General features: G+C 72.3%; 19 protein-coding genes and 1 pseudogene. 10 read left to right on the forward strand and 10 right to left on the reverse strand.

Going from position 1 to position 20,430, the window contains the following annotated elements; all coding sequences use genetic code 11:
* The first annotated feature begins 213 nt into the window (after window positions 1-213).
* On the forward strand, window positions 214-588 hold the full coding sequence (locus tag ACFYO9_RS21860; RefSeq protein WP_358775049.1) for an STAS domain-containing protein: 375 nt from the start codon (window positions 214-216) through the stop codon (window positions 586-588).
* Window positions 589-637: 49 nt separating this feature from the next.
* On the opposite strand, the gene ACFYO9_RS21865 is transcribed toward ACFYO9_RS21860, so the two are convergent.
* Window positions 638-1,012, reverse strand: coding sequence for a VOC family protein (locus ACFYO9_RS21865; protein WP_355807828.1), 375 nt, complete (start codon window positions 1,010-1,012; stop codon window positions 638-640).
* Window positions 1,013-1,198: 186 nt separating this feature from the next.
* On the opposite strand from ACFYO9_RS21865, the gene ACFYO9_RS21870 reads away from it, so the two are divergent.
* On the forward strand, window positions 1,199-1,711 hold the full coding sequence (locus tag ACFYO9_RS21870; protein ID WP_358775047.1) for an EF-hand domain-containing protein: 513 nt from the start codon (window positions 1,199-1,201) through the stop codon (window positions 1,709-1,711).
* An 18-nt stretch (window positions 1,712-1,729) separates the two neighbouring features.
* Here ACFYO9_RS21870 and ACFYO9_RS21875 read toward each other — a convergent pair whose 3' ends face one another.
* Window positions 1,730-3,313, reverse strand: a complete 1,584-nt coding sequence (locus ACFYO9_RS21875) for an AMP-binding protein (RefSeq protein WP_358775045.1) — start codon at window positions 3,311-3,313, stop codon at window positions 1,730-1,732.
* A gap of 146 nt (window positions 3,314-3,459) precedes the next feature.
* Between ACFYO9_RS21875 and ACFYO9_RS21880 the strand changes: the two genes are divergently transcribed.
* The 3 genes and pseudogenes from ACFYO9_RS21880 to ACFYO9_RS21890 all read left to right on the forward strand — a co-directional run.
* A complete protein-coding gene (locus ACFYO9_RS21880) occupies window positions 3,460-4,602 on the forward strand; it encodes an acyl-CoA dehydrogenase family protein (protein ID WP_358775043.1) in 1,143 nt (380 codons plus the stop codon).
* Between the two features lie 8 nt (window positions 4,603-4,610).
* Window positions 4,611-5,450: an acyl-CoA dehydrogenase family protein gene (locus ACFYO9_RS21885; protein WP_358775041.1), complete on the forward strand. Its 840-nt coding sequence runs from the start codon at window positions 4,611-4,613 to the stop codon at window positions 5,448-5,450.
* A 466-nt stretch (window positions 5,451-5,916) separates the two neighbouring features.
* Window positions 5,917-6,378 (forward strand): annotated as a pseudogene (locus ACFYO9_RS21890) (ATP-binding protein); the annotation flags it as partial.
* 712 nt (window positions 6,379-7,090) lie between these two features.
* Here ACFYO9_RS21890 and ACFYO9_RS21895 read toward each other — a convergent pair.
* Window positions 7,091-8,029: a cyclase family protein gene (locus ACFYO9_RS21895; RefSeq protein WP_355807818.1), complete on the reverse strand. Its 939-nt coding sequence runs from the start codon at window positions 8,027-8,029 to the stop codon at window positions 7,091-7,093.
* Window positions 8,030-8,113: 84 nt separating this feature from the next.
* On the opposite strand from ACFYO9_RS21895, the gene ACFYO9_RS21900 reads away from it, so the two are divergent.
* From ACFYO9_RS21900 to ACFYO9_RS21910, 3 genes are all read left to right on the forward strand, one after another.
* On the forward strand, window positions 8,114-9,025 hold the full coding sequence (locus ACFYO9_RS21900) for an SDR family NAD(P)-dependent oxidoreductase (RefSeq protein ID WP_358775039.1): 912 nt from the start codon (window positions 8,114-8,116) through the stop codon (window positions 9,023-9,025).
* 78 nt (window positions 9,026-9,103) lie between these two features.
* Window positions 9,104-10,426 carry an acyl-CoA dehydrogenase family protein gene (locus ACFYO9_RS21905; RefSeq protein ID WP_358775037.1) on the forward strand — a complete coding sequence of 441 codons (1,323 nt, stop codon included), beginning with the start codon at window positions 9,104-9,106 and terminating at the stop codon, window positions 10,424-10,426.
* A gap of 13 nt (window positions 10,427-10,439) precedes the next feature.
* On the forward strand, window positions 10,440-11,489 hold the full coding sequence (locus tag ACFYO9_RS21910; RefSeq protein ID WP_358775035.1) for a Zn-dependent alcohol dehydrogenase: 1,050 nt from the start codon (window positions 10,440-10,442) through the stop codon (window positions 11,487-11,489).
* 357 nt (window positions 11,490-11,846) lie between these two features.
* On the opposite strand, the gene ACFYO9_RS21915 is transcribed toward ACFYO9_RS21910, so the two are convergent.
* The 5 genes from ACFYO9_RS21915 to ACFYO9_RS21935 all read right to left on the reverse strand — a co-directional run bounded on the left by ACFYO9_RS21915 (window position 11,847) and on the right by ACFYO9_RS21935 (window position 15,496).
* Window positions 11,847-12,035, reverse strand: a complete 189-nt coding sequence (locus tag ACFYO9_RS21915) for a hypothetical protein (protein ID WP_358775033.1) — start codon at window positions 12,033-12,035, stop codon at window positions 11,847-11,849.
* 5 nt (window positions 12,036-12,040) lie between these two features.
* The gene (locus ACFYO9_RS21920) at window positions 12,041-12,520 is read right to left on the reverse strand and encodes a hypothetical protein (RefSeq protein ID WP_358775031.1); all 480 of its coding nucleotides are present in this window, start codon (window positions 12,518-12,520) and stop codon (window positions 12,041-12,043) included.
* Window positions 12,521-12,610: 90 nt separating this feature from the next.
* The gene (locus ACFYO9_RS21925; protein WP_358775029.1) at window positions 12,611-13,861 is read right to left on the reverse strand and encodes a helix-turn-helix domain-containing protein; all 1,251 of its coding nucleotides are present in this window, start codon (window positions 13,859-13,861) and stop codon (window positions 12,611-12,613) included.
* 124 nt (window positions 13,862-13,985) lie between these two features.
* Complete coding sequence (cutA, locus tag ACFYO9_RS21930) at window positions 13,986-14,312, reverse strand: divalent-cation tolerance protein CutA (protein WP_355807805.1); 327 nt, start codon at window positions 14,310-14,312, stop codon at window positions 13,986-13,988.
* Between the two features lie 179 nt (window positions 14,313-14,491).
* Window positions 14,492-15,496: a helix-turn-helix domain-containing protein gene (locus ACFYO9_RS21935; protein ID WP_358775027.1), complete on the reverse strand. Its 1,005-nt coding sequence runs from the start codon at window positions 15,494-15,496 to the stop codon at window positions 14,492-14,494.
* 179 nt (window positions 15,497-15,675) lie between these two features.
* Here ACFYO9_RS21935 and ACFYO9_RS21940 point away from each other — a divergent pair, with 179 nt between their 5' ends.
* A complete protein-coding gene (locus ACFYO9_RS21940; RefSeq protein WP_388666504.1) occupies window positions 15,676-17,058 on the forward strand; it encodes an MFS transporter in 1,383 nt (460 codons plus the stop codon).
* Window positions 17,059-17,099: 41 nt separating this feature from the next.
* Here ACFYO9_RS21940 and ACFYO9_RS21945 read toward each other — a convergent pair whose 3' ends face one another.
* Window positions 17,100-17,804 carry a flavin reductase family protein gene (locus tag ACFYO9_RS21945; protein WP_358775026.1) on the reverse strand — a complete coding sequence of 235 codons (705 nt, stop codon included), beginning with the start codon at window positions 17,802-17,804 and terminating at the stop codon, window positions 17,100-17,102.
* Window positions 17,805-17,887: 83 nt separating this feature from the next.
* On the opposite strand from ACFYO9_RS21945, the gene ACFYO9_RS21950 reads away from it, so the two are divergent.
* On the forward strand, window positions 17,888-18,757 hold the full coding sequence (locus ACFYO9_RS21950) for a hypothetical protein (RefSeq protein ID WP_358775024.1): 870 nt from the start codon (window positions 17,888-17,890) through the stop codon (window positions 18,755-18,757).
* A gap of 650 nt (window positions 18,758-19,407) precedes the next feature.
* On the opposite strand, the gene ACFYO9_RS21955 is transcribed toward ACFYO9_RS21950, so the two are convergent.
* Window positions 19,408-20,295 carry an enoyl-CoA hydratase-related protein gene (locus ACFYO9_RS21955; protein WP_358775022.1) on the reverse strand — a complete coding sequence of 296 codons (888 nt, stop codon included), beginning with the start codon at window positions 20,293-20,295 and terminating at the stop codon, window positions 19,408-19,410.
* Between the last annotated feature and the right edge of the window lie 135 nt (window positions 20,296-20,430).

A 20,430-nucleotide genomic window follows, 5' to 3' on the forward strand; every position in this document is an offset into this window, starting at 1 on the left:
TCGAATGTAGTCGGGGCCACTGACAACGCACTTCGGTTTGCGGCAAAGCGCACTGCTTGCCGGAGACCGGATGATATTGCCGCGCGTCCCCTGGTGTTTCATGGGGTACGGGTGGGGCAGCCGAAGCAGAACGAAACGTAGGGACTGCTTCCGGATCGCTCCGGAACCACGGACGGCTACGACGGACAGCAGGGCGAGCGAGAGGCGTGACGCGTGACGCTCAAGGTGACGGTGGGCGAGCAGGCAGGCTGGGCCGTGCTGTGCGTGTCCGGCGAGATGGACCTGCTGACGTCGCCCGTGGTGCGCCAGCGCGTGCACGATGCCGTGGCCGACGGCCGCAGGCGCATCGTCCTCGACCTCTCCGAAGTGCTGTTCTGCGACTCCAGCGGCGTCGGCGTGCTGATCGCCACGCGCCGGCTGATCCGCTCGTTCCAGGGCCGGCTGCGGCTCATACTGCCCGCCAAGGGCGCCGAGGACGGCTCACACGTCAACCGCGTCCTCGCGGCGCTCGGCGTGCGCAGGCTCTTCGAGGTCTTCCCCGATGTGCCGGCGGCGCTGGACGACGAGGCGACCCCGCTGTCCGCCTAGAGCCCGCTGTCCGCCTAGAGCCCCTCCAGCCGTCCGCCCACAGCCCCGCTCACGCGCCCGGCAGGAAGAGGCAGAACGGGTGGCCGTGCGGGTCGAGCAGTACGCGTACGTCCTTCTGCGGCTGGTGTTCCGCCACCGTCGCGCCCAGGGCGCGGGCCCGCTCGGTCTCCGCCTCCAGGTCGTCGACCCGCAGGTCCAGGTGCGCCTGCATCTGCTGGGTGCCCGGACCCTGGGGCCACACCGGGGGCGTGTGGTCCCTCTCCAACTGGAAGCTGAGGCAGGGGCGGTGCTCCCCCGGAGCGCGCAGCCGGACCCACTCCGGATCGCGCTCGGCCTCCTCCCAGCCCAGCAGGGCGCGGTAGAAGTCGGCCAGCGCCGGAGGGTCGGGGGTGCCGAGAACGAAGGCACCGAGCGTGGTCGTCATGCCGTCCCTGTGCCCCCGATCACCGCACTCACGCATTCCGTGGCACACCCTTGTCCCGGAATTCCCCCGGTCCTGACACAAGCATCGCTTTCCCGTCTCCGGGCACTCGTCACGTCGTACGCTCACAGCCGGGGAACACTCCCCCGAGCAAGCACCCAACCGCGGAAGTGAGGCGGCCCGAAGATCATGGACAGTGCCGAGTACGAGCGTAGGATCGCGGCCCGGTTCGCCACCTTCGACCAGGACGGCAACGGCTACATCTCCCGTGAGGACTTCAGTACGGCGGCGGCCGCCCTGTGCTCCGAGTTCGGCGCGACGGCGCGGTCCGAGCAGGGGCAGGCCCTCTACATCGGGGCCGAGGCGTTCTGGCAGGGCATGGCCGGGATCGCGGACCGCGACGGCGACCAGCGGATCACCCGGGACGAGTTCGTGGGCGGCGCGGTCAAGCGGCTGCGGGACAACCCCGCGCGGTTCGCGGAGATCGCCCGGCCGTTCCTGCACGCGGTGATCGGCGTCGCCGGCGGCGCCGCGGACGGCACCGCGAGCCCCGAGGAGGCCGGGCGCGCGCTGCGGGCGCTCGGCGTGCCCGACGACATCGCCTCGGGCGCCGCCGCCGCGTTGGACGCGGACGGCGACGGCCGGGTCACCGAGGACGAGATCGTGAGCGCGTTCGCGCAGTACTTCACGGTCCCCGAGTAGGGCGGCCGTACCGACCCGTCAGTTCGATCGGTCCGAGAAGCGTTCGCGCAGCTTGTACTTGAGCACCTTGCGCAGCGTCTCGTTGCGCGGAAGGGCCTCGACCACCTCCAGTTGCTCCGGCAGCTTGTAGAGGGCGAGGCCTTCCGCGCGCAGGTACGAGGTGATCTCCCTCAGCGTCAACTCGCCGGTGTCCGGCCGCTGTTCGACCACCGCGCAGACCCGCTCGCCGCGCTCGGGGTCGGCCAGGCCGACGACCGCCGCCTCGCCGACGGCCGGGTGCCGGTGGAGCAGGTCCTCGATCTCCTTGGCGGAGATGTTCTCGCCCTTGCGGATGATGATGTCCTTCGCCCGCCCGGTGAGGACGAGGTGGCCGCTCTCCCGCAGATGCCCGAGGTCCCCGGTGATCAGGAACCCGTCGGCGTCGAAGACGTCCGCGCTCTGCGCCGGGTCCAGATAGCCCCGGCAGACGGCCTCGCCGCGCAGCCGCACCTCGCCGTCCACTCCGGCCGGCACCCGCTTGCCGTCGGCGTCGGTGACCCGGATCTCCATGCCCTCGGGGGGCAGGCCCTCGGTGGTCGCGAGGTTCTCCGCGGTGTCGTCCGGGGCGCCCATGGTGATCATCGGCACTTCCGTCATGCCGTAGCCGTGGGTGAGCTGACAGCCCATCTCGCGCACCACCGCGTGGTAGACCTCGGGCGGCTTGGGCGCGCCGCCGCCCGCGAGCAGCCGCAGCGTCGGGATCACCTTCTCCCCGTCCGGCAGCCGGCGCTGCTCGGCGAGGAACATCGAGTAGAACGCCGTCGACCCGCCCGCCACGGTCACCCCGTGCCGCCGGTAGCCGTCGAGCGCGGCGGGCAGCGCGAAGTGCTCGAACATGACCGCGGGGAAGCCGTAGAGCAGCAGCATCACGGTGTAGTCGGGGCCCGCGATGTGCGCGTAGGGGAACGCCATCGAGCCGACGTCCGCCGCCGTCAGATGCAGGGCGTGCGCCAGGCACGAGCCGCCCGCGATCAGTGAACGGTCCGTGTGCAGCACGCCCTTGGGGTCGGACGTGGTGCCCGACGTCCAGTAGATCCAGCGCACCGCCGTGCCGTCGGAGGGCGGCGGGGGCAGGACGGCCGGGTCGCCCTCGGGCAGCGCGTCGTACGCCTCGAAGACCCGCGACGCCGTGCCCGCGCCGAGCCGTTGCGCCATCCCCGTGTGGTCGAAGCCGCGCCAGGTGCCGGGCACGGCGAAGAACTCCGCCTTCGACTCCCGCAGCGCGTAGCCGACTTCGCGGTCCCGGTGGAAGGGGATGAGCGGCGACTGTACGGCGCCGATACGGGCGAGCGCGAAGGAGAGCAGCGCGGTCTCGATACGGGTGGGCAGCTGCCAGGCGACGACGGTGCCGGGCCGCACCCCCATGCCGTACAGGCCCGCGGCGACGCGCTCGGCGCGGTCCCTGAGCCCGCCGAAGGTGAGCGCGCGGTCGTCGGCGGGGTCGGCCGCGGCCTCCAGGAGGACGGGGCGGTCGGGGGTGAGGGCGGCGCGGCGCGCGACCAGCTCCCAGAGAGTGCGGGACTCGCCCAGTGCGTACGCGGTCTCGTTGCGCGCGGGCCTCATGAGATCCCCTCCCGGTCCCACGACGAGAACTGACGGACAGTCAGATCGTGCCCGTGAGCGTAGGCCCCGGCGCCTTGCCGGTCCAGAGGCGCGGGGCTAGCCTGCGTCCTGACGACCCGTCAGATACAGGGACCCGTAGGAGCCGCATGGACCTCACGTACACCGACGAGGAGGAAGCCTTCCGTGCCGGGCTGCGCGACTGGCTCGCGGCGGTGCTGCCGAAGCTCCCCGCCAAGCCGTCCCCCCAGGACTGGCCGGGACGCCGCGCCTACGACACGGCGTGGCAGCGCCTGCTGTACGACGCCGGATACGGGGAGGTCCACTGGGACGCATCCCCGACCCAGCGGCTGATCTTCCTGGAGGAGACCGAGAAGGCGGGCGCCCCCTACGTGGGCGCCAACTTCGTGGGCCTGCTGCACGCGGGCCCGACCATCGCCTCCGAGGGCACCGCCGAACAGCGCGCCCGGTGGCTGCCGCCCGTCCTGCGCGGCGACGCGGTGTGGTGCCAGGGCTTCAGCGAGCCCGACGCCGGCTCCGACCTGGCGTCGCTGCGCACCCGCGCGCGACGCGACGGCGACCACTACGTGGTGAGCGGCTCCAAGATCTGGACCTCGCACGCGGAGGTCGCCGACTGGTGCGAGCTCCTGGTGCGCACGACGCCGGTCGGTGAGGCCGTGCCCAAGCACCGCGGCATCACCTGGCTCGCGATGCCGATGGACGCCCCCGGCATCACCGTGCGGCCGCTGCGCACCCTCGCGGGGTCCACGGAGTTCGCGGAGATGTTCCTCGACGACGTGCGGATCCCGGTGGCGAACCGCGTCGGCGCGGAGAACGACGGCTGGCGCGTGACGATGGTGACGCTCTCCTACGAGCGGGGCACCGCCTTCGTGGGGGAGGTGGTGGCCTGCCGGCGGGTCCTCGGCGAGCTGGCCCGCGAGGCGCGCGGCAACGGCCGCTGGGGCGACCCGGAGCTGCGCCGCAGGCTGGGGCGGCTGAGCGCCGAGTTCGGGGCGCTGTGGCGGCTCACGCAGTGGAACGTGAGCGAGGCGCAGCGCACCGGCGGGGTGCCGGGGGTGGGCGGCTCGGTCTTCAAGCTGCGGTACTCGCACGCCCGCCAGGAGCTGTACGACGCCGCCGCGGAGGTCCTCGGCGCGGGCGCCCTCGACCTCGACCAGGACTGGGTGCTTGACCGCCTGTCCTCGCTCTCGTACACGATCGCCGCCGGGACCTCGCAGATCCAGCAGAACATCGTGGCCGAGCGGATCCTCGGCCTCCCGAAGGGCCGGTGACGATCCGGATGGACTTCCAACTGACCGAAGATCACACAGCGTTGCGGTCCGGCATGCGGCAGCTCCTGGAGGCCCGGTTCACGCTGCGTGACGCCACGGACCGCGTCCACCGTGCGCTCTGGCGCGATCTGGGGGACGCGGGCTTCTTCTCGCTCGCGCTGCCCGAGGCCGACGGCGGGGTCGGACTGGGGCTCCCGGAGGCCGTGTTGATCTTCGAGGAGGCGGGGCGCGCGCTGCTGCCGGGGCCGGCGGTGGCGTCGTTCCTGGCGGCGGGGGTGGTGCCGGGCGCGGCGGCGGGAGAGGTGGTGGTGACCGCGGTCGACGGCGCCCTTGTGCCGTGGCTGGCGGAGGCGGACGTGGTCCAGGGGGATGTGACCGGCGCGGTGCCGCTGCGGTCCGTCGACCCGCTGACGCCGCTGCACCGGGTGCCCGACGCCGGGGGGCTCACCCGGGGCGCCCTGCTCTACGCGGCGGAACAGCTCGGCAGCGCGTCGCGCACCTGTGAGGCGGCCGTCCAACACGCCCGTCGGCGCGAGCAGTTCGGCCGCCCGATCGGTGCGTTCCAGGCGGTCAAGCACCTCTGCGCGCAGATGCTGGTGCGGGCCGAACTCGCCCGTGCCGCGGTCTACGCGGCGGCCGTGACCGGCGACGCCCTGGACGCCCGCGCGGCCAAGCTGCTGGCCGACGACGCGGCCGTGCGCAACGCCCGTGACTGTCTGCAGGTGCACGGCGGCATGGGGTTCACCTGGGAGTCCGACGTCCATCTGCACCTCAAGCGGGCCTGGGTGCGGGCCGAGCTGGGCTGTACGGCGCGGGACGCCGAGGAGGAGCTCGCGGCGGCGCTCTGAGGAGGGGGAAATCGGGGGTTCCCAAAAATTGGTCTGCCCGATATCGTGCGCTTTGTCCGTTGTTTCATCGAACGAAGTGCCCCTGCACGAAGGCTACTGAGCGTCGATATCGGGTTGTGTCCTACGCGTGACTCGTCACGGCATGGAGTCGGCGCCCGGCTCGGGTACCTTGTGTGGGATGCGAGTGGTTCAGAGGTGGAGCCATGCCGGTGTTGCCCAGGTGGCGGCGCCGGACCCGGCAATGCGTGCCGCTCGCAGCGCAGGACGGGGTTACGCCCCCGCCTGTTCGACCCCCTGCGGTGCGCGTCGCACAGTATGCAGTACGCGTACTCCTTCGCGCTGGAATATGCCCGAAGCGCTTGTTGGGGTGACTGAACGTCAATCATGCTGTCTCCCAAGGGGATCACGTTCGGTGACCCTGTGGAGTCGCGAGGCGATGTGTCCGCCGGTTCGGATGGTGTGAGCGGTGCAGGTGCTTCAAGTTCAGCTGGAGGTCGGGGCTGACCCCGCCGAGGTGGGACGGGCCAGGCGGTGGGCCCGCTCACGACTCGCGGGCTCGGGCATAGAGGCCGACGAGCCGGTTGCCGAGACGCTGATCCTGTTGATCTCGGAGCTCGTGACCAACGCGGTCGTGCACACCGGCTGCCCGGCCGTGCTGCGCATGCTGCTGCCCGGCGTCCCCGCGGACGTGCCGGGGACGGTCCGGGTCGAGGTGGCCGACAGCAGCGCCCGCCCGCCCGCCCAGCGGCACGCGGACGGCGACGACACCAACGGCCGCGGCCTGGAGCTCGTCGACGGCCTCGCCGACCGCTGGGGCTGGCAGCCCGAGGGTTCGGGCAAGAGCATCTGGTGCGAGGTCGACCGGTGTGACGCCGGTGTCGCGGCGGCCACCTTCGAGGGCACCACCCACGACGGCTCGGTCTGCGACATCGCGGCCTACGAGACGGCGGCCCGCGAGGCGTCCGGCCATGAGGAGTCGGCCTACGGGGAGCCTGCATACGGGGAGCCGGCCTACGGGGAGTCGCTCTACGGCGCGACGGTCTACGAGGCGACCCCTCGTGGCATCACGGCGTGCGACGGCGCGGCCTACGGAGGCGCGGCCCACATGGGGGCGGCCTCCGGGCGTGCGGCCGGAGCGGCCAGGGCGGCCTACAACCGGACGGCCTACGGCGACGCGGACGTCGCCTACGAGGCGGTCTGAGCGTCCACGCGACGCCCTGCCCGCCCGGGGCGCCCGGGCGGGCCGGGCGGTGCCCCCGCCCCCGTATGCGCCCTTGCGTGCCCCGGTGCGCGCACGCGTGCGCGGGCGGGGTGAACCGGGCATTGCTCACCAATCCCCGAGTGGGTGTTGACGTGCCGTGTCCGGTTGATCACGCTGGGGTGCAGCGATTCGCCGCGAGGGGACGTCGAGGGCGCTCGGCGGGACAGCCGCGGGTCCTTGACGAGGTGTGGGTCGCGATTTCGGCGCGGGTCCCTTCGTGGCCGCACGGACAGGGGCGAGCGCCGGAGCCGGACGGTGGCGTGTACGGCGGCGCGCTCGGGGCGAACGCCGAGGCGCCGCCGTCCGGCGCGCAGACGGCAGGCCCGGTGGTCGGCCCGGCGGCAGGCCCGGCGGTCGGCTTCAGCGGAGACGGCCGGCCTCAGAGGAGCGCGACCGGCGCCACCGGGGTGCCCGTGCCGCCGACGAAGGGCTCCGGCATCGCGGAGAGCAGGAAGGCGTACCGGGAAACTTCTGCACAGGCTGTGGACAAGTTTTCCAGATTCCAGTTCTGGCCCTGCAGCATCCCCATCTCGACCAGATCGAGGGCGTGCACGGGCAGCCACAGGTTCTCGACCTCCGGCGGGAAGATCTCGAAGGTGAGGGTGTCGTTGGCGACGGCGGCCACGTCCCGGGCGTGGAACCACTCGGGCGTACGCAGCGAGAGGCCGGGCGAGGGGTAGGCGTACGCGTGCTTGTCGCCGGCGAGGTAGACCTGGATCTGCCCCGTGCGGACCAGCACGATGTCGCCGGCGCGGACGGTGACGCCGCCGAACTCCGCTGCCTCGTCGAGGTCTTCGGGGGTGACGGCGTGATCGCCGGGCAGCCGGTCGAGCCCCTTGGCGCGCGCGACGTCGAGCAGGACGCCGCGCGAGACGATGTGCGGTGCCTTGTCGATGCCGCTGAACCGCGCGCCGGCGTGGGCCGTGATGGTGTCCGCCGGGCGGCCGTTGTAGATCTTCCCCGAGTGCGACACATGGGTGAGGGCGTCCCAGTGGGTGGCCGTCTGCAGCCCCATCGTCACCGCGTCGTCGCTGGTGGCGACGGTGCCGGGGCCGAACAGCTCGTGGTTGATCTGCACCATGGTGTGCAGCGGGTTCACCCGGCCGGGGATCATGCCCGTCTGGACGCCGTCCTCCCTGAGCGGCAGCGCGAGCGGCACGCGCCGCCCCGAGCGGACCTCGCGGGACGCCGCGCGGACCACCTCGTCGGTGACGAGGTTGAGTGTGCCGATCTCGTCGTCGCTCCCCCAACGCCCCCAGTTGTTCACGCGTTTGGCGATGTCGTGGAACTCCGCCGGCAGAGCGTCCGGACGTGACATGAGTCCTCCGCGGGGCTTGTCTTTCGGTATCTGACGGGTCATAGAATCTAACGGTCCGTCAGAAACCGCGGGAAGGGGCCGGACGTGGGGAACTTCTTGGCAGGCAAGGTGGTCGCCGTGACCGGCGCGGGGCGCGGCATCGGCAGGGCCGTCGCGCTCGCCGCGGCGGCCGAGGGGGCGAAGGTCGTCGTCAACGACTACGGCGTCTCCATGGCGGGCTCCGAGCCGAGCAGCGAGATAGCCGACGCGGTGGTCAAGGAGATCCAGGCCGCGGGCGGCGAGGCCGTCGCCGTGGCCGACGACGTCTCCACCATGGAGGGCGGCCGGCGGATCGTCGACGTCGCGCTCGCCGAGTACGGGCGGATCGACGGGGTCGTGTGCGTCGCCGGGATCCTGCGCGAACGGATGCTGTTCAACATGTCCGAGGAGGAGTGGGACCCGGTCGTCGCCACCCACCTGAAGGGCACGTTCACCGTCTTCCGCGCGGCCTCGGCGGTGATGCGCAAGCAGGGCACGGGCACGCTGATCGGCTTCACCAGCGGCAACCACCAGGGCTCCGTGGCGCAGGCCAACTACAGCGCGGCGAAGGGCGGGATCATCTCGCTGGTACGGAGCGCCGCGCTGGGCCTGCACAAGTACGGGGTGACCGCCAACGCGGTGGCGCCCGTCGCCCGTACGCGGATGTCCGCCAACGTACCGATGGAGCTGACGGAGATCGGCGAGCCGGAGGACGTCGCCGCGCTCGTCACGTATCTCCTGAGCGAGCGGGCCCGCGAGCAGCAGATCACCGGCCAGGTCTACACGATCGCGGGCCCCAAGATCGCGGTCTGGGCCCAGCCGCGCGAACTGCGCGCCGGGTACGCGGACGGATCCTGGACGCCCGAGAGGATCGCGGACTTCCTGCCGGGGACGGTGGGGACGGACCCGATGCCGATGCTGGCGCAGCTGGAGGCGATGGCGAAGGCGGCGGCGGAGGGCGAGCGGCCCAACGCGTAGCCCCCGGGGGCGGGGCGGTGGGGACGGGCCACTGGGGGGACGGGTCGGGGGAGTCGGGGCGCAGGAGAGGGGCGGGCGGTGGATTTCGGGTTCGGGGTCGAGGACGAGGCGTTCCGTGCCGAGGCGCGGGCCTGGCTGGGTGAACATCTCACCGGTGAGTTCACGGCGGTGGTGGGGCGGGGCGGGCCGGGCAGCGAGCATGAGGCCGGTGCCGTCCGGCGGGCGTGGGAACGGGAGTTGGGGCGCGGCGGGTGGATCGGGCTCGGCTGGGACACGGACGCCTTCGGCAACCGGCGCGCCTCGCTGACCCAGCAGGTCGTCTGGGCCGAGGAGTACGCGCGGGCCAGGGCGCCGGGCCGGTACGGGCACATCGGCGAGAACCTGCTCGCGCCGACGCTGCTCGCCTACGGCAGCCAGGAGCAGCGGGACGAGTTCCTGCCGCCGATCGCGCGCGGCGAGGTGCTGTGGTGCCAGGGGTACAGCGAGCCGGGCGCGGGGTCCGACCTGGCCGCGGTGCGGACGCGGGCGGTACGGGACGGTCCCGACTGGTTCCGGGTCACCGGGCAGAAGGTGTGGACGTCGCTGGCGCGGGAGGCGGACTGGTGTTTTGTGCTGGCGCGTACGGGGGTTGGGGCGGGCCCCGGTGTGGGCGCAGGTGCGGGCCCCGGTTCGGGGGAGGGGGCGGGGCGGCCGCATGAAGGGTTGTCCCTGTTGCTGGTGCCGATGGACCAACCCGGGTGCGTGGAGGTGCGGCCCATCCGGCAGTTGACCGGGACCAGTGAGTTCAACGAGGTCTTCTTCGACGGTGCACGCGCGCGTGCGGCGCATGTGGTGGGCGGCGTCGGCAACGGGTGGCGGGTCGCCATGGGGCTGCTCGGATTCGAGCGGGGCGTGTCCACGCTGGTCCAGCAGATCGGCTTCGCGGAGGAGCTGGCGGAGGTGGTGCGGCAGGCGGTCGCGTCGGGGGCGGCGGGGGATCCCGTGGTGCGGGAGCGGCTGGTGCGGCAGTGGGCCGAGTTGCGGGTGATGCGGTGGAACGCGTTGCGGACGTTGGGGGGTGGGGGTGGGGTCGGGGGCTCCGGTGCGGGTGCGGGTGTGACTGTGGGTGCGGGTGCGCGTGCCGGTTCGGGTGGTGACGTCGGGGCGCCCAGTGTCGCCAAGTTGTTGTGGGGGCGGTGGCATCAGCGGCTCGGGGAGCTGGGCATGGCCGTGCGGGGCGCGTCCGCGGCGGTGGGGCCGGGGGACTGGGGGGCCGTATCCCCGTACGAACTCGACGCCCTGCAGAGGTTCTTCCTCTTCAGCCGTGCCGACACCATCTACGGCGGCTCGGACGAGGTGCAGCGGAACATCATCGCCGAGCGGGTGCTCGGTCTGCCGAGAGAGGCCAGGGGGCCTCGGTGAAGGGGTGTGCGTGATGCGGGGTGTCGTGTTCGACGGTACGCGGGCCGAGGTGGTCGACGACCTGGAGATACGGGAGCCGGGGCCGGGGGAGGTGCTGGTCGCGGTCGCCGCGGCGGGGCTGTGCCACAGCGACCTCTCGGTGATCGACGGGACGATTCCGTTTCCGCCGCCGGTGGTGCTTGGGCACGAGGGGGCGGGGGTCGTGGAGGCGGTGGGGGCCGGGGTCACGCACGTGGTGCCCGGGGATCACGTGGCGCTGTCCACGATCGCCAGCTGTGGGGCGTGCGCGGACTGTGGGCGGGGGCGGCCGACGATGTGCCGGAAGGCGATCGGGGCGCCGGACCAGCCGTTCTCGCGGGGCGGCAAGCCGGTGTACCAGTTCGCGGCGAACTCCGCGTTCGCGGAACGGACGATCGTGCGGGCGGTGCAGGCCGTGAAGATCGCGGACGACATTCCGTTCGCGTCGGCGGCGCTGATCGGGTGTGCCGTGGTGACGGGGGTGGGGGCCGCGCTGAACCGGGCGGAGGTGGGGCTCGGGGACTCCGTGGTGGTGATCGGTACGGGTGGGATCGGGCTCAATGTGCTGCAGGGGGCGCGGATCGCGGGGGCCGGGACGATCGTGGCGGTCGACGCGAACCCGGCGAAGGAGGGGGTGGCGCGGCGGTTCGGGGCGACGCACTTTTTCGGGGCGACGGAGGCGGTGCGGGGGGTGCTGCCGCACGGGGCGGACCACGTGTTCGAGTGTGTGGGGCGGGTGGAGCTGGTGCGGGAGGCGGTGGAGCTGCTGGACCGGCGGGGGCAGGCGGTGCTGCTCGGGATGCCGGGGGCGACGGCCGAGGCGTCGTTCGTGGTGGCGTCGATGTTCCTGGACAAGTCGATTCTGGGGTGCCGGTACGGGAGTTCGCGTCCGCAGCGGGATTTCGCGCTGTACGCGGAGCTGTACCGGAGCGGGCGGTTGCTGCTGGACGAGTTGGTGACGAGGACGTACCCGGTGGAGGACTTCGGGGCGGCGGTGGGGGATGCGAGAGCGGGGAGGGTGGCGCGGGGGGTGTTGACGTTCTGAGGGGGAGGGGGGGGAGGGCTGAGGCGGGTGCGGGCCGGCGGGTGTGCCTATTGCCCGTCTGTGGGTGCGGGGCGCGTGGGGGGCGGGTGTCTGCGCCTACTGCCCGTCGCTGGGTGCGGGGCGCTTTGGGCCGGCGTCTGCGCCTGCGGTTCGTCGTTGGGTGCGGGGCCGCGGGGGTATGTGCGTACTCGCCATCCACTGTTCGCCACGCCTCGCGGACAATTTTGCTAGAGCGTGCTCGGTGCTCCGTGCGCACATACCCCCACGTCCCCTCCCGAGCGTTTGCGGGTGCGGGCCGGTGGCGGCGAACGCCTCTGACGCCCCAACTCACGGCTGATGATGATGGGCTATTGCCGCTCACTCGTCGTCGGCCGCGATGAGCTCGTCGGTGTGCTGGAGGACGAGTCGGATCACCCGTAGTGCTCGCCGGATCTGTGCCGCCTGGGTGCAGTCTTCCTCGGCTCGGCAGATGGTGCACTCCACGGTGTGCAGGAGGAGGATCGCGTAGATCTGCTGCTCGTGCTGCCGCAGTTCGGGCTTCGCCATGAGGCTCACCGGTGTCCCCCGGCGTGCGTGCCGTGAGCGATGTGGACGAGCGCGGCGACGGACTGGATGGCGCACAGGTCTCCGGGCAGGTGTGGCAGTACTGCCCAGTGCAGGCCGATGGGGCCGGTGAGGTCGGAGGCGGGGACGCTGAGGAACTGTCCGCCGCCGAGCATCGGGGCGGCGTCGGCGTAGGCCCATCGCGCCGGCGGGTATGTCTCGACCAGGGCGTGGTACTGGTGTGTGGGCCGGTTGTAGATCACTGGGCCAGTCAGGAGTTCGGCCAGTGTCCGGGTCACGATCGTGAGATCGTCGGTGCCGACTCCTGCGTACACGATCCGTGCCGGCAGGCAGACGGAATTGAACCTCCTGCCGAGCGGCAACAGGGCGACACCGCGCTCTGCCCACTCCCGGTGAGCCTGACCCGGCTCCTGCTGGGCGCGCGCCAGCCAGTCGAAGATCGCGTTGTCCGTTTGCTGCTGCGTCACGATGGCGCTCCGTCATCAGCGGTGATCAGGTCTGATGACGACGGTAAGAGCGAGGTACGCGGATCGATGACCGGAATACGGTCACCTCGTTCAGGCAGACAGCAGGCCCACATCCACAGCGAGTTCGGACGCGCGGTGCCGCCGCGCCGCCACCTTCGACTCCACCTCTTCCAAGATGATCCGGCGGGCGTACCCGTTGTACCGGATCGTCTCCGGCGCGGCCTCGAACGCCTTTTGCAGCGTCGCGATCGCCACGTCAGGCTGGCCGTCCAGTTGGAACCCGCGTGCCTCCTCGATGCGGTGCCGGGCCCGCCGCGGCCGTGATGTGATCACGGACTCATCTGCCTTCGCCGCCTGCCGCACGGACTCCCCGCCCTGGTGCAATTCCACCGCCACAGTGACCGCGTGCGCCCCCATGATGGCCCGCGAGAACGACGTGACCGGGTGGTAGTAGTCGGCTGCCAGCCGGTTCGCCATGCTGTTCGCCTTGTCCCAGTGCCGCCACGCCGTTCCGGTGTCGCGACGCCGGGCGGCGGTATACCCGAGCTCGAACTCCAGGGCCCCCGCGATGGCGAGGAGCTCGTCATCCGCGTCGGGCAGAAGCGGCTGCAGGAAGTGCACCGCCTGCAAGTTGATGGCGTCGGCGGCATCGAAGTGCCGGGGCCCGCTGTCGCGGTGGGCTTGCGCCAGCAGCCAGGCGGCCACGCCGATCGTGTGCGGGTCCCCGGAGTCCTGCGCCGCGACCATGCCGCGCTCCGCGACGCGCCACAGCAGCGCCGAGTCGGGCTGATAGGCGATGAAGAACTGAGACAGGCTGTATGCCTCCGCGAGGAGCGCCTGGGCGGCGCGACGCTCGGCTGCCGTGTCCGCGTGTCGAACGAGGGACTGTGCGTCTCGGATCAGATCCGGTAGCAGCCTGCCGATCACCTCGCGGTGGTTCTTCGCGGAGTGGCGGGACTTCCACGCAGCGTGCAGCCGCGCCTCGACGTGCTCGACGGGAGGCGGCTCGGTGCCGGCGCCGAGAGAGAAGCTGTCGACTGCGGCTTTCACCGCGCCGAGGCGGGGGTGGCCGGGGCCGATGAAGAGGTCGACCCGCATATCGGGGTGGCCTGTCAACTCGGAGAGGTCGCGGACCCGCAGCGCCTCGGCGATGCGCAGCACCATGTCTAGCCCTGGCGGCTGCTGTTGACCATTCTCGATCTTGCGCAAGGTGTGAGGTGAGATGGCGATGAAGTCAGCCAGCTGGATGCGTGTCATGCCGCGGCGCTCGCGGAGAATTTGCGTGCGTTGGCCGAAGCGCAGCGGGTCGACGTAAGGGTCCGGGGTGGCATCAGATGACACGGTCTCGCCCCAATCTCTGAGCAGGTCGCCCAGTCAGGGTATGAGGCGGTGCCTTTCTGGTGTGAGGGCTTTGGACAGCAATCACTGGGCAGTGCATGATGAATTGGGCGCCACGACTGGCTTTCTAGCCTTCGGGAGTGGTGGACGCCCGGATCCACCGCAGGCAGGGGCCCGCCCCGGCCACGATCGGTGTGGCACACAGCTCCGGGTTCTGCCACGGATGACTGTCGACGAGGCGCTTTTCCAGCTCGGGATACCGCTCGGTCGTGGTCTTGACGAGCAGTTGCCACTCCTCTCCGGTACCGAACTCTCCGTTGTGCCAGAACGCGGAGGTGACGGGACCGATGATCTGCGCGCCTGCGGCGAGGCGTTCTTGTACCGCGATCCGCGCCAACTCGACTGCCTGGGCACGGGTTTCGGTCGCGGTTGATACCTGTACGTAGTCGGCCATGCTGGTGAGCGTAACCCTGTCCAGTCATGACGGGACTCGCAGCTCGCGCCCGCCCGCGCTCCCCCTGGAGATCGCTGGCGTTCACCCATCCACCGCCCCGACCCCCGGCCGAACGGCGTGGGTTACGCCCGCCCTCCCCGGGCCCCCGGGCCTCCCCGCGGCGCGCCCGCGTCGAGGGCTCAGGCGGAGGTTACCGCGCGGAAGGTTCGGCGGTACGTCGTGGGGGTGACCCCCACCGCGCTCTGGAGATGCTGCCGCATCGACTGGGCCGTCCCGAAGCCCGCGTCCCGCGCCACCTGGTCCACGGACAGGCCCGTGGACTCCAGCAAGTGCCGTGCTCGCTCCACGCGTTGCTGCGTCAGCCACTGCCCGGGGCTGACGCCCACCTCCTCGCGGAACCTACGGGTGAACGTGCGGACCGACATCGACTCCTGCTCGGCCATGTCCCGCAGCTGCAACGGCTGGTCCAGGCGGTCGAGGGCCCACGCCCGCGCCGAGCGCGTCGTCGCCAACTGGGGTTCCGGCACCGGGCGTTGGATGTACTGGGCCTGGCCGCCGTCCCGGTGCGGGGGCACCACCGTGCGGCGGGCCACCTCGTTGGCGACCGCGGTGCCGTGGTCCCGTCGTACGACATGCACGCAGAGGTCGATGCCCGCGGCCACCCCCGCCGACGTCAGGATGTCGCCGTCGTCGATGAACAGGACGTCCGCGTCCACCCGTACCCGCGGGAAGAGCCGCTGGAAGTGTTCGGCCGACGACCAGTGCGTGGTCGCCGGGCGGCCGTCGAGGAGGCCGGCGGCGGCCAGCACGTACCCGCCCGTGCAGATGGCGACGAGCCGCGTCCCCGGCCGGATCCGGGCGAGCGCCGAGGCCAGTTCGGGGGTGAGGCGGCCCTCCGTGTGCACCGGCCCCAGCTCGTACGAGGCCGGGATGACGACCGTGTCCGCCGTGGCCAGCGCCTCGGGGCCGTGCTCGACGAGGATCGCGAAGTCGGCGTCCGTGCGGACCGGTCCCGGCGGGCGGACCGAGCAGGTGATGACCTCGTAGAGGGGGTGCCTCGCGGGGGTGCGCGCGCCGTTGAAGATGCGCTGCGGGATGCCCAGTTCGAAGGGGATCACGCCGTCCAGGGCGAGGACGACGACGCGGTGCGGTTCGGGTGCGGTCGCGTGCTCGCGAGAGGTCATGGCCCGATCCTAGCGAATGCTGTCCCTCGGGCCACTCGTTCGGTACGGACCATTTCTCGATGCTGGGTGACGTGAACCAGACAACCGAGACGCCTGAGACGCCTGAGACACCTGAGATGCCCGAGGCGCCCGCGGTGCCAGTGGTGCCGGTGGTGCCGGGGGTGTCAGAGGTGCCGGGGGTGTCAGAGGTGCCCGACGCGTCCGTAGCGCCCGACGCGCCTGGCGCGGTCGAGGCGACCGTGCGGAGCCCCGCGCGGACGGGCGAGGGTGAGGGCGGGCGTCGCCGTACTCCCCGTATCCATCGCGCATGGTTCGTCGCCGCCGTCACCTTCGTCACGATCATCGGCGCCGCCGCCTTCCGCTCGCTGCCCGGTCTCCTCTTCGACCCGTTCAAGGAGGACTTCGGCTGGTCGCGCGGCACCGTCGGGCTCGCGGTCTCCATCAACCTCACGCTGTACGGGCTCACCGCGCCGTTCGCCGCCGCGCTCATGGACCGCTACGGCATCCGCAAGGTCGTCGCGGTCGCGCTGGTCGTGATCGCCGCCGGGTCCGGTCTGACGGTGTGGATGCAGTCCGCCTGGCAGCTGCTGCTGTGCTGGGGGCTCCTCGTCGGGCTCGGCTCGGGGTCGATGGCGCTCGCCTTCGCCGCCACCGTCACCAACCGCTGGTTCACCGAACGGCGCGGGCTCGTCAGCGGGATCCTCACCGCGGCCTCCGCGTCCGGACAGTTGATCTTCCTGCCGCTGCTCGCCTGGATCGTCGAGACGTACAGGTGGCGGCCCGCCTCCGTGACGGTCGCGCTCGCCGCCCTCGTCGTCGTCCCCTTCGTCTGGCTGCTGCTGCGCGACCACCCGGCCGACGTCGGCCTGAAGCCGTACGGCGCCGAGGAGTTCGTGCCCAAGCCGGCGCCCGTCACGGGCGCGGGACGGCGCGCGATCAGGGTGCTCGCCAAGGCCGCCCGCACCGGCCCCTTCTGGCTCCTCGCGGGCAGCTTCGCGATCTGCGGCGCCTCGACGAACGGACTCGTCCAGACCCACTTCGTGCCCGCCGCGCACGACCACGGCATGGGCGTCCGGGCGGCCGCCTCCCTGCTCGCCGTCATCGGCATCTTCGACATCGTCGGAACGGTCGCGTCGGGCTGGTTCACCGACCGCTTCGACGCGCGCCGGCTGCTCGCCGTCTACTACGCGCTGCGCGGCGTCTCCCTGCTCTTCCTGCCGATGCTGCTCGCCCCGAACGTCCACCCGCCGATGATCTTCTTCATCGTCTTCTACGGCCTGGACTGGGTGGCCACCGTCCCGCCGACCCTGGCCCTGTGCCGCGAGCAGTACGGCGACGACAGCGCGATCGTCTTCGGCTGGGTCCTCGCCTCGCACCAGGTGGGCGCGGCCCTGGTGGCGTTCCTGGGCGGCGTGGCACGGGATGCCTTCGGCTCGTACGACGTCGTCTGGTACGCCTCGGGGGCGCTGTGCGCGGCGGCGGCGCTGATGGTGCTGGTGATACGGCGGCGGGGGCCGGGGCGTGTGGCGGTGGCCGCGAGGGTGGGGGCGGGTGCGGTGTGAGTACGAGGGGTGCGGCGCGAGTGCGAGGGTGCGGCGCGGAGTCAGGGGGTGAAGCGGCCGAACTTGCCCCGGTGGAACAGGAGCGGGTCGCCTTCGGTCTCCGCCGTGCCGAGGGCGTCCACCCGGCCCACCACGATGAGGTGGTCGCCGCCGGTGTGGACGGCCTGGATCGTGCAGTCGACCCAGGCCGGGGCGCCGGTCAGCCGCGGGGAGCCGGAGACCGGCGCCGCGTCGTAGCTCACCCCGGCGAACTTGTCGCCGCCGCTCACCGCGAACGCGCGGCACAGGGTGCCCTGGTCGGCGCCGAGGATGTTCACGCAGAAGACGCCCGCGCGCGCGATGCGCGGCCACGTCGTCGACGTACGCGCCACCATGAAGGAGACCAGGGGCGGGTCCAGGGACAGCGAGGAGAAGGACTGACAGGCGAAGCCTGCGGGGCCTGTGGGGCCTGTGGGGCCTGCGGGGCTGGTGGGGTCTGTGGGGCCGGCCGTGCCTACTGGTGCGCTCTCGGTGGCCGGGGTCTCGGCAGGAGCCGGAGTCTCGGCCGGGGCCGTGATCACGGTGACGCCCGTCGCGAAGTTCCCGAGCACCCGGCGGAATTCGTCCCGGTCCAGCGGTGCCCGCTCGTCGTAGCCGACCGCGCGCAGCTGGGGGCGCGGCAGTACGTCGAGGGGGGCGGTGGTGGTGCGGGCCCCGACCGACCTGAGGTATCGGACGGCGGTGGCCGCCATCCCTGCGTGTCCCATCACATCGACCATTGAAGCTGACGGGGCATCAGATGTGAAGGGCGTGGCCGAAACGCTGCAGACCCAGGCGTATCTTCAGCCTCATGAAGCGGGGGAAAACGCGTCGGACCTGGGGCGACGTGGAGATGCGGGCCGCGGGGGCGGCGAGCGCGGCACAGCTACCGGTGGCCGGGCTCGTGTCGTTCATCGTGACGCTCGGCCAGGACGATCACGGGGTCGGGGGCGGCCCGGATTTCGGTCTGGCCTGCGCGATCCTCTTCGCGCCGCTGCTGTTGCCGGTCCTCGGCGTGGTGCACTCGGGGGTGCTCACGCTGCCGGCCGTCTGGCTGGGGCGGCGGGCGGCAGCGGGATGCGGGCGGGGGCCGGAGTGGGCGTGGTCGGTGGGGTGCCTGGTGCCGGTCGGCGTCGCGTGGGCGGGATTCTTCGCCGCGCTGGGCGCGCCTTTCGCGGGGCCCGCGGGGTGGATCACGGCGAGTGGCGTCGTGCCCGCGCTGAACGTCGCGTACTGCAGGCGCCGCGAGGAACGCCTCGGCCGGCCGCTGCGCAAGGTCTGGATCCTGTCGGGCCTGGTCTCGCTCGCCCTGTGCGCGACCGTCTTCGGCGCGGCGGTCGTCGCCACGGAGACGGGCCTGCTCAAGGAGTACGAGCCGCCGCGCCTGGCACCGGGGCAGGTGGCGGGCGCGTGGCGGGACGAGGATGGGAAGGTCCGGTTCCGCCTGCACGAGAACGGCCGCGCGGACGTCCCTTCGTGCGGCGACGCCACGGGTACGTGGGCGTTGACCCTCGGCGCCGATTCCCCGGCCCGCCCGGTCCTGGATGTGGACGCTGACGCCGGGGGGTGTGAGAACGCGCAGACCTGGACCGTGGGCGGCACGGAGGACGACCCCGAACTGTTCGTGAACCTGGGCAGCATGGACGACCCGGACATAGAGACGCTGCACCGGGGAGGGTGAGGGGGCCGGCGCCCGCGGTTCGACAGGGCTGGGACGGGGGGGCGCAGTCTCGCGTCGTACGCCCGGGAGAACCGGGGTTGGGCCCTCGCGTTGTACGGCCCGGAGAACGGGAGCCGGGGCCACCTCGTGTCGTACGCCCAGCCGTTGCCCGGCGCGGGTGGGGCACGTCGGGGCGCACGCCCACGGTGTACGTCGCAGCATCCCGCTGCTCGCTGCCCGTGGAGCACCTCGGGGCCCACGCCCACGGTGTACGTCGCAGCACCCCGCTGCCCGCTGCCCGTGGCGCACCTCGGGGCCCACGCCCACGGTGTACGTCGCAGCACCCCGCTGCTCGCTGCCCGTGGCGCACCTCGGGGCCCACACCCCCGGTGTACGTCGCAGCATCCCGCTGCCCCCTGCCCCCTGCCCGCTGCCCGCTGCCCCCTGCCCCGTGCCCGCTGCCCGTGGCGCACCTCGCCGCCGCTCCCCGCCGGTGGCGCGTCTCGCCACCACCCGCCGCCTGTGGTGAGCTCCGCTGCTCGCCGTCCCTTGCCCACGGGCCCGTGGCGCGCCCAACCGCCGCTCACCGCCGTGGTGCGCCCCGCCGCCGCCCGGGCGTACCGAGTGACGGCGCTGGTCCGGGAGCGGGCGCACCACCTGCCGGGCAGGCCTCAGCGGCCGCGATACCTCGGGGTGCGGCGTTCCACGAAGGCCGTGACGCCCTCGTTCGCGTCCTTCGTCGTCATGTTGATCTCCTGTGCCGCCGCCTCCGCGGCGAACGCGCTCGCTCTGTCCGTGTCCAGCGACGCGTTGACCAGCTGCTTGGTCAGGGCCAGGGCGCGGGTCGGGCCGGTGGCGAGGCGGTCCGCCCACGTTCGCGCCGTCTTCTCCAGCTCTTCGGCCGGTACGACGCGGTTGACCAGGCCCAGCCGTTCCGCGTCCGCCGCCGACACCGCGTCGCCGAAGAACATCAGCTCCTTGGCGCGCTGCGGCCCGATCAGGCGGGGCAGCAGATAGGCACCGCCGCCGTCCGGTACGAGGCCGCGGCGGACGAACACCTCGATGAACCGCGCGGATTCGGCCGCGAGGACCAGGTCGCAGGCGAACGCCAGATGGGCGCCGATGCCGGCCGCCGTGCCGTTCACCGCGGCGATCACCGGCTTCTCGCAGTCGAGGACCGCGGAGATCAGCCGCTGGGCGCCCTGCCGGATGGTGCGGGCCACGTCGCCCGGCACCCGGGCCCCGCTCGACGCACCCGACGCACCCGACGTGCCCGCCGCCCCCGCCGTGCCGGAAGCGCCCGACGCCGTCCCCGTCGACGGCGTCCCGCGCAGATCCGCGCCCGCGCAGAATCCCCTGCCGGTCGCGGTGATCACCACGGCCCGTACCGCGGGGTCGCCGGACGCCGCGGCGAGCAGCGCGATGACGCGTTCGCGCTGGTCCCACGTGAGGGCGTTCATGGCTTCGGGGCGGTTGAGCGTGATCCACGAGACGCCGTTGTCAGTGGTGTGCCGTATCAATGAGTCGAGGGCGTCGTGAGGCTCGGGGGAGGCTGTCATGGGGGAGTGGCTCCGTTTCGCGTGGAGGCGGATGGCGGTGCGGGTGCGCGCACGAGTGCGGGTGCGGGTCCGTGCACGGGTGCCCGTGCGGGTCCGTGCACGAGTGCCCGTGCGGGTCCGCGCGCAGGTGCGGGT

Source organism: Streptomyces sp. NPDC005863 (assembly GCF_042871345.1).
Lineage (GTDB): Bacteria > Actinomycetota > Actinomycetes > Streptomycetales > Streptomycetaceae > Streptomyces.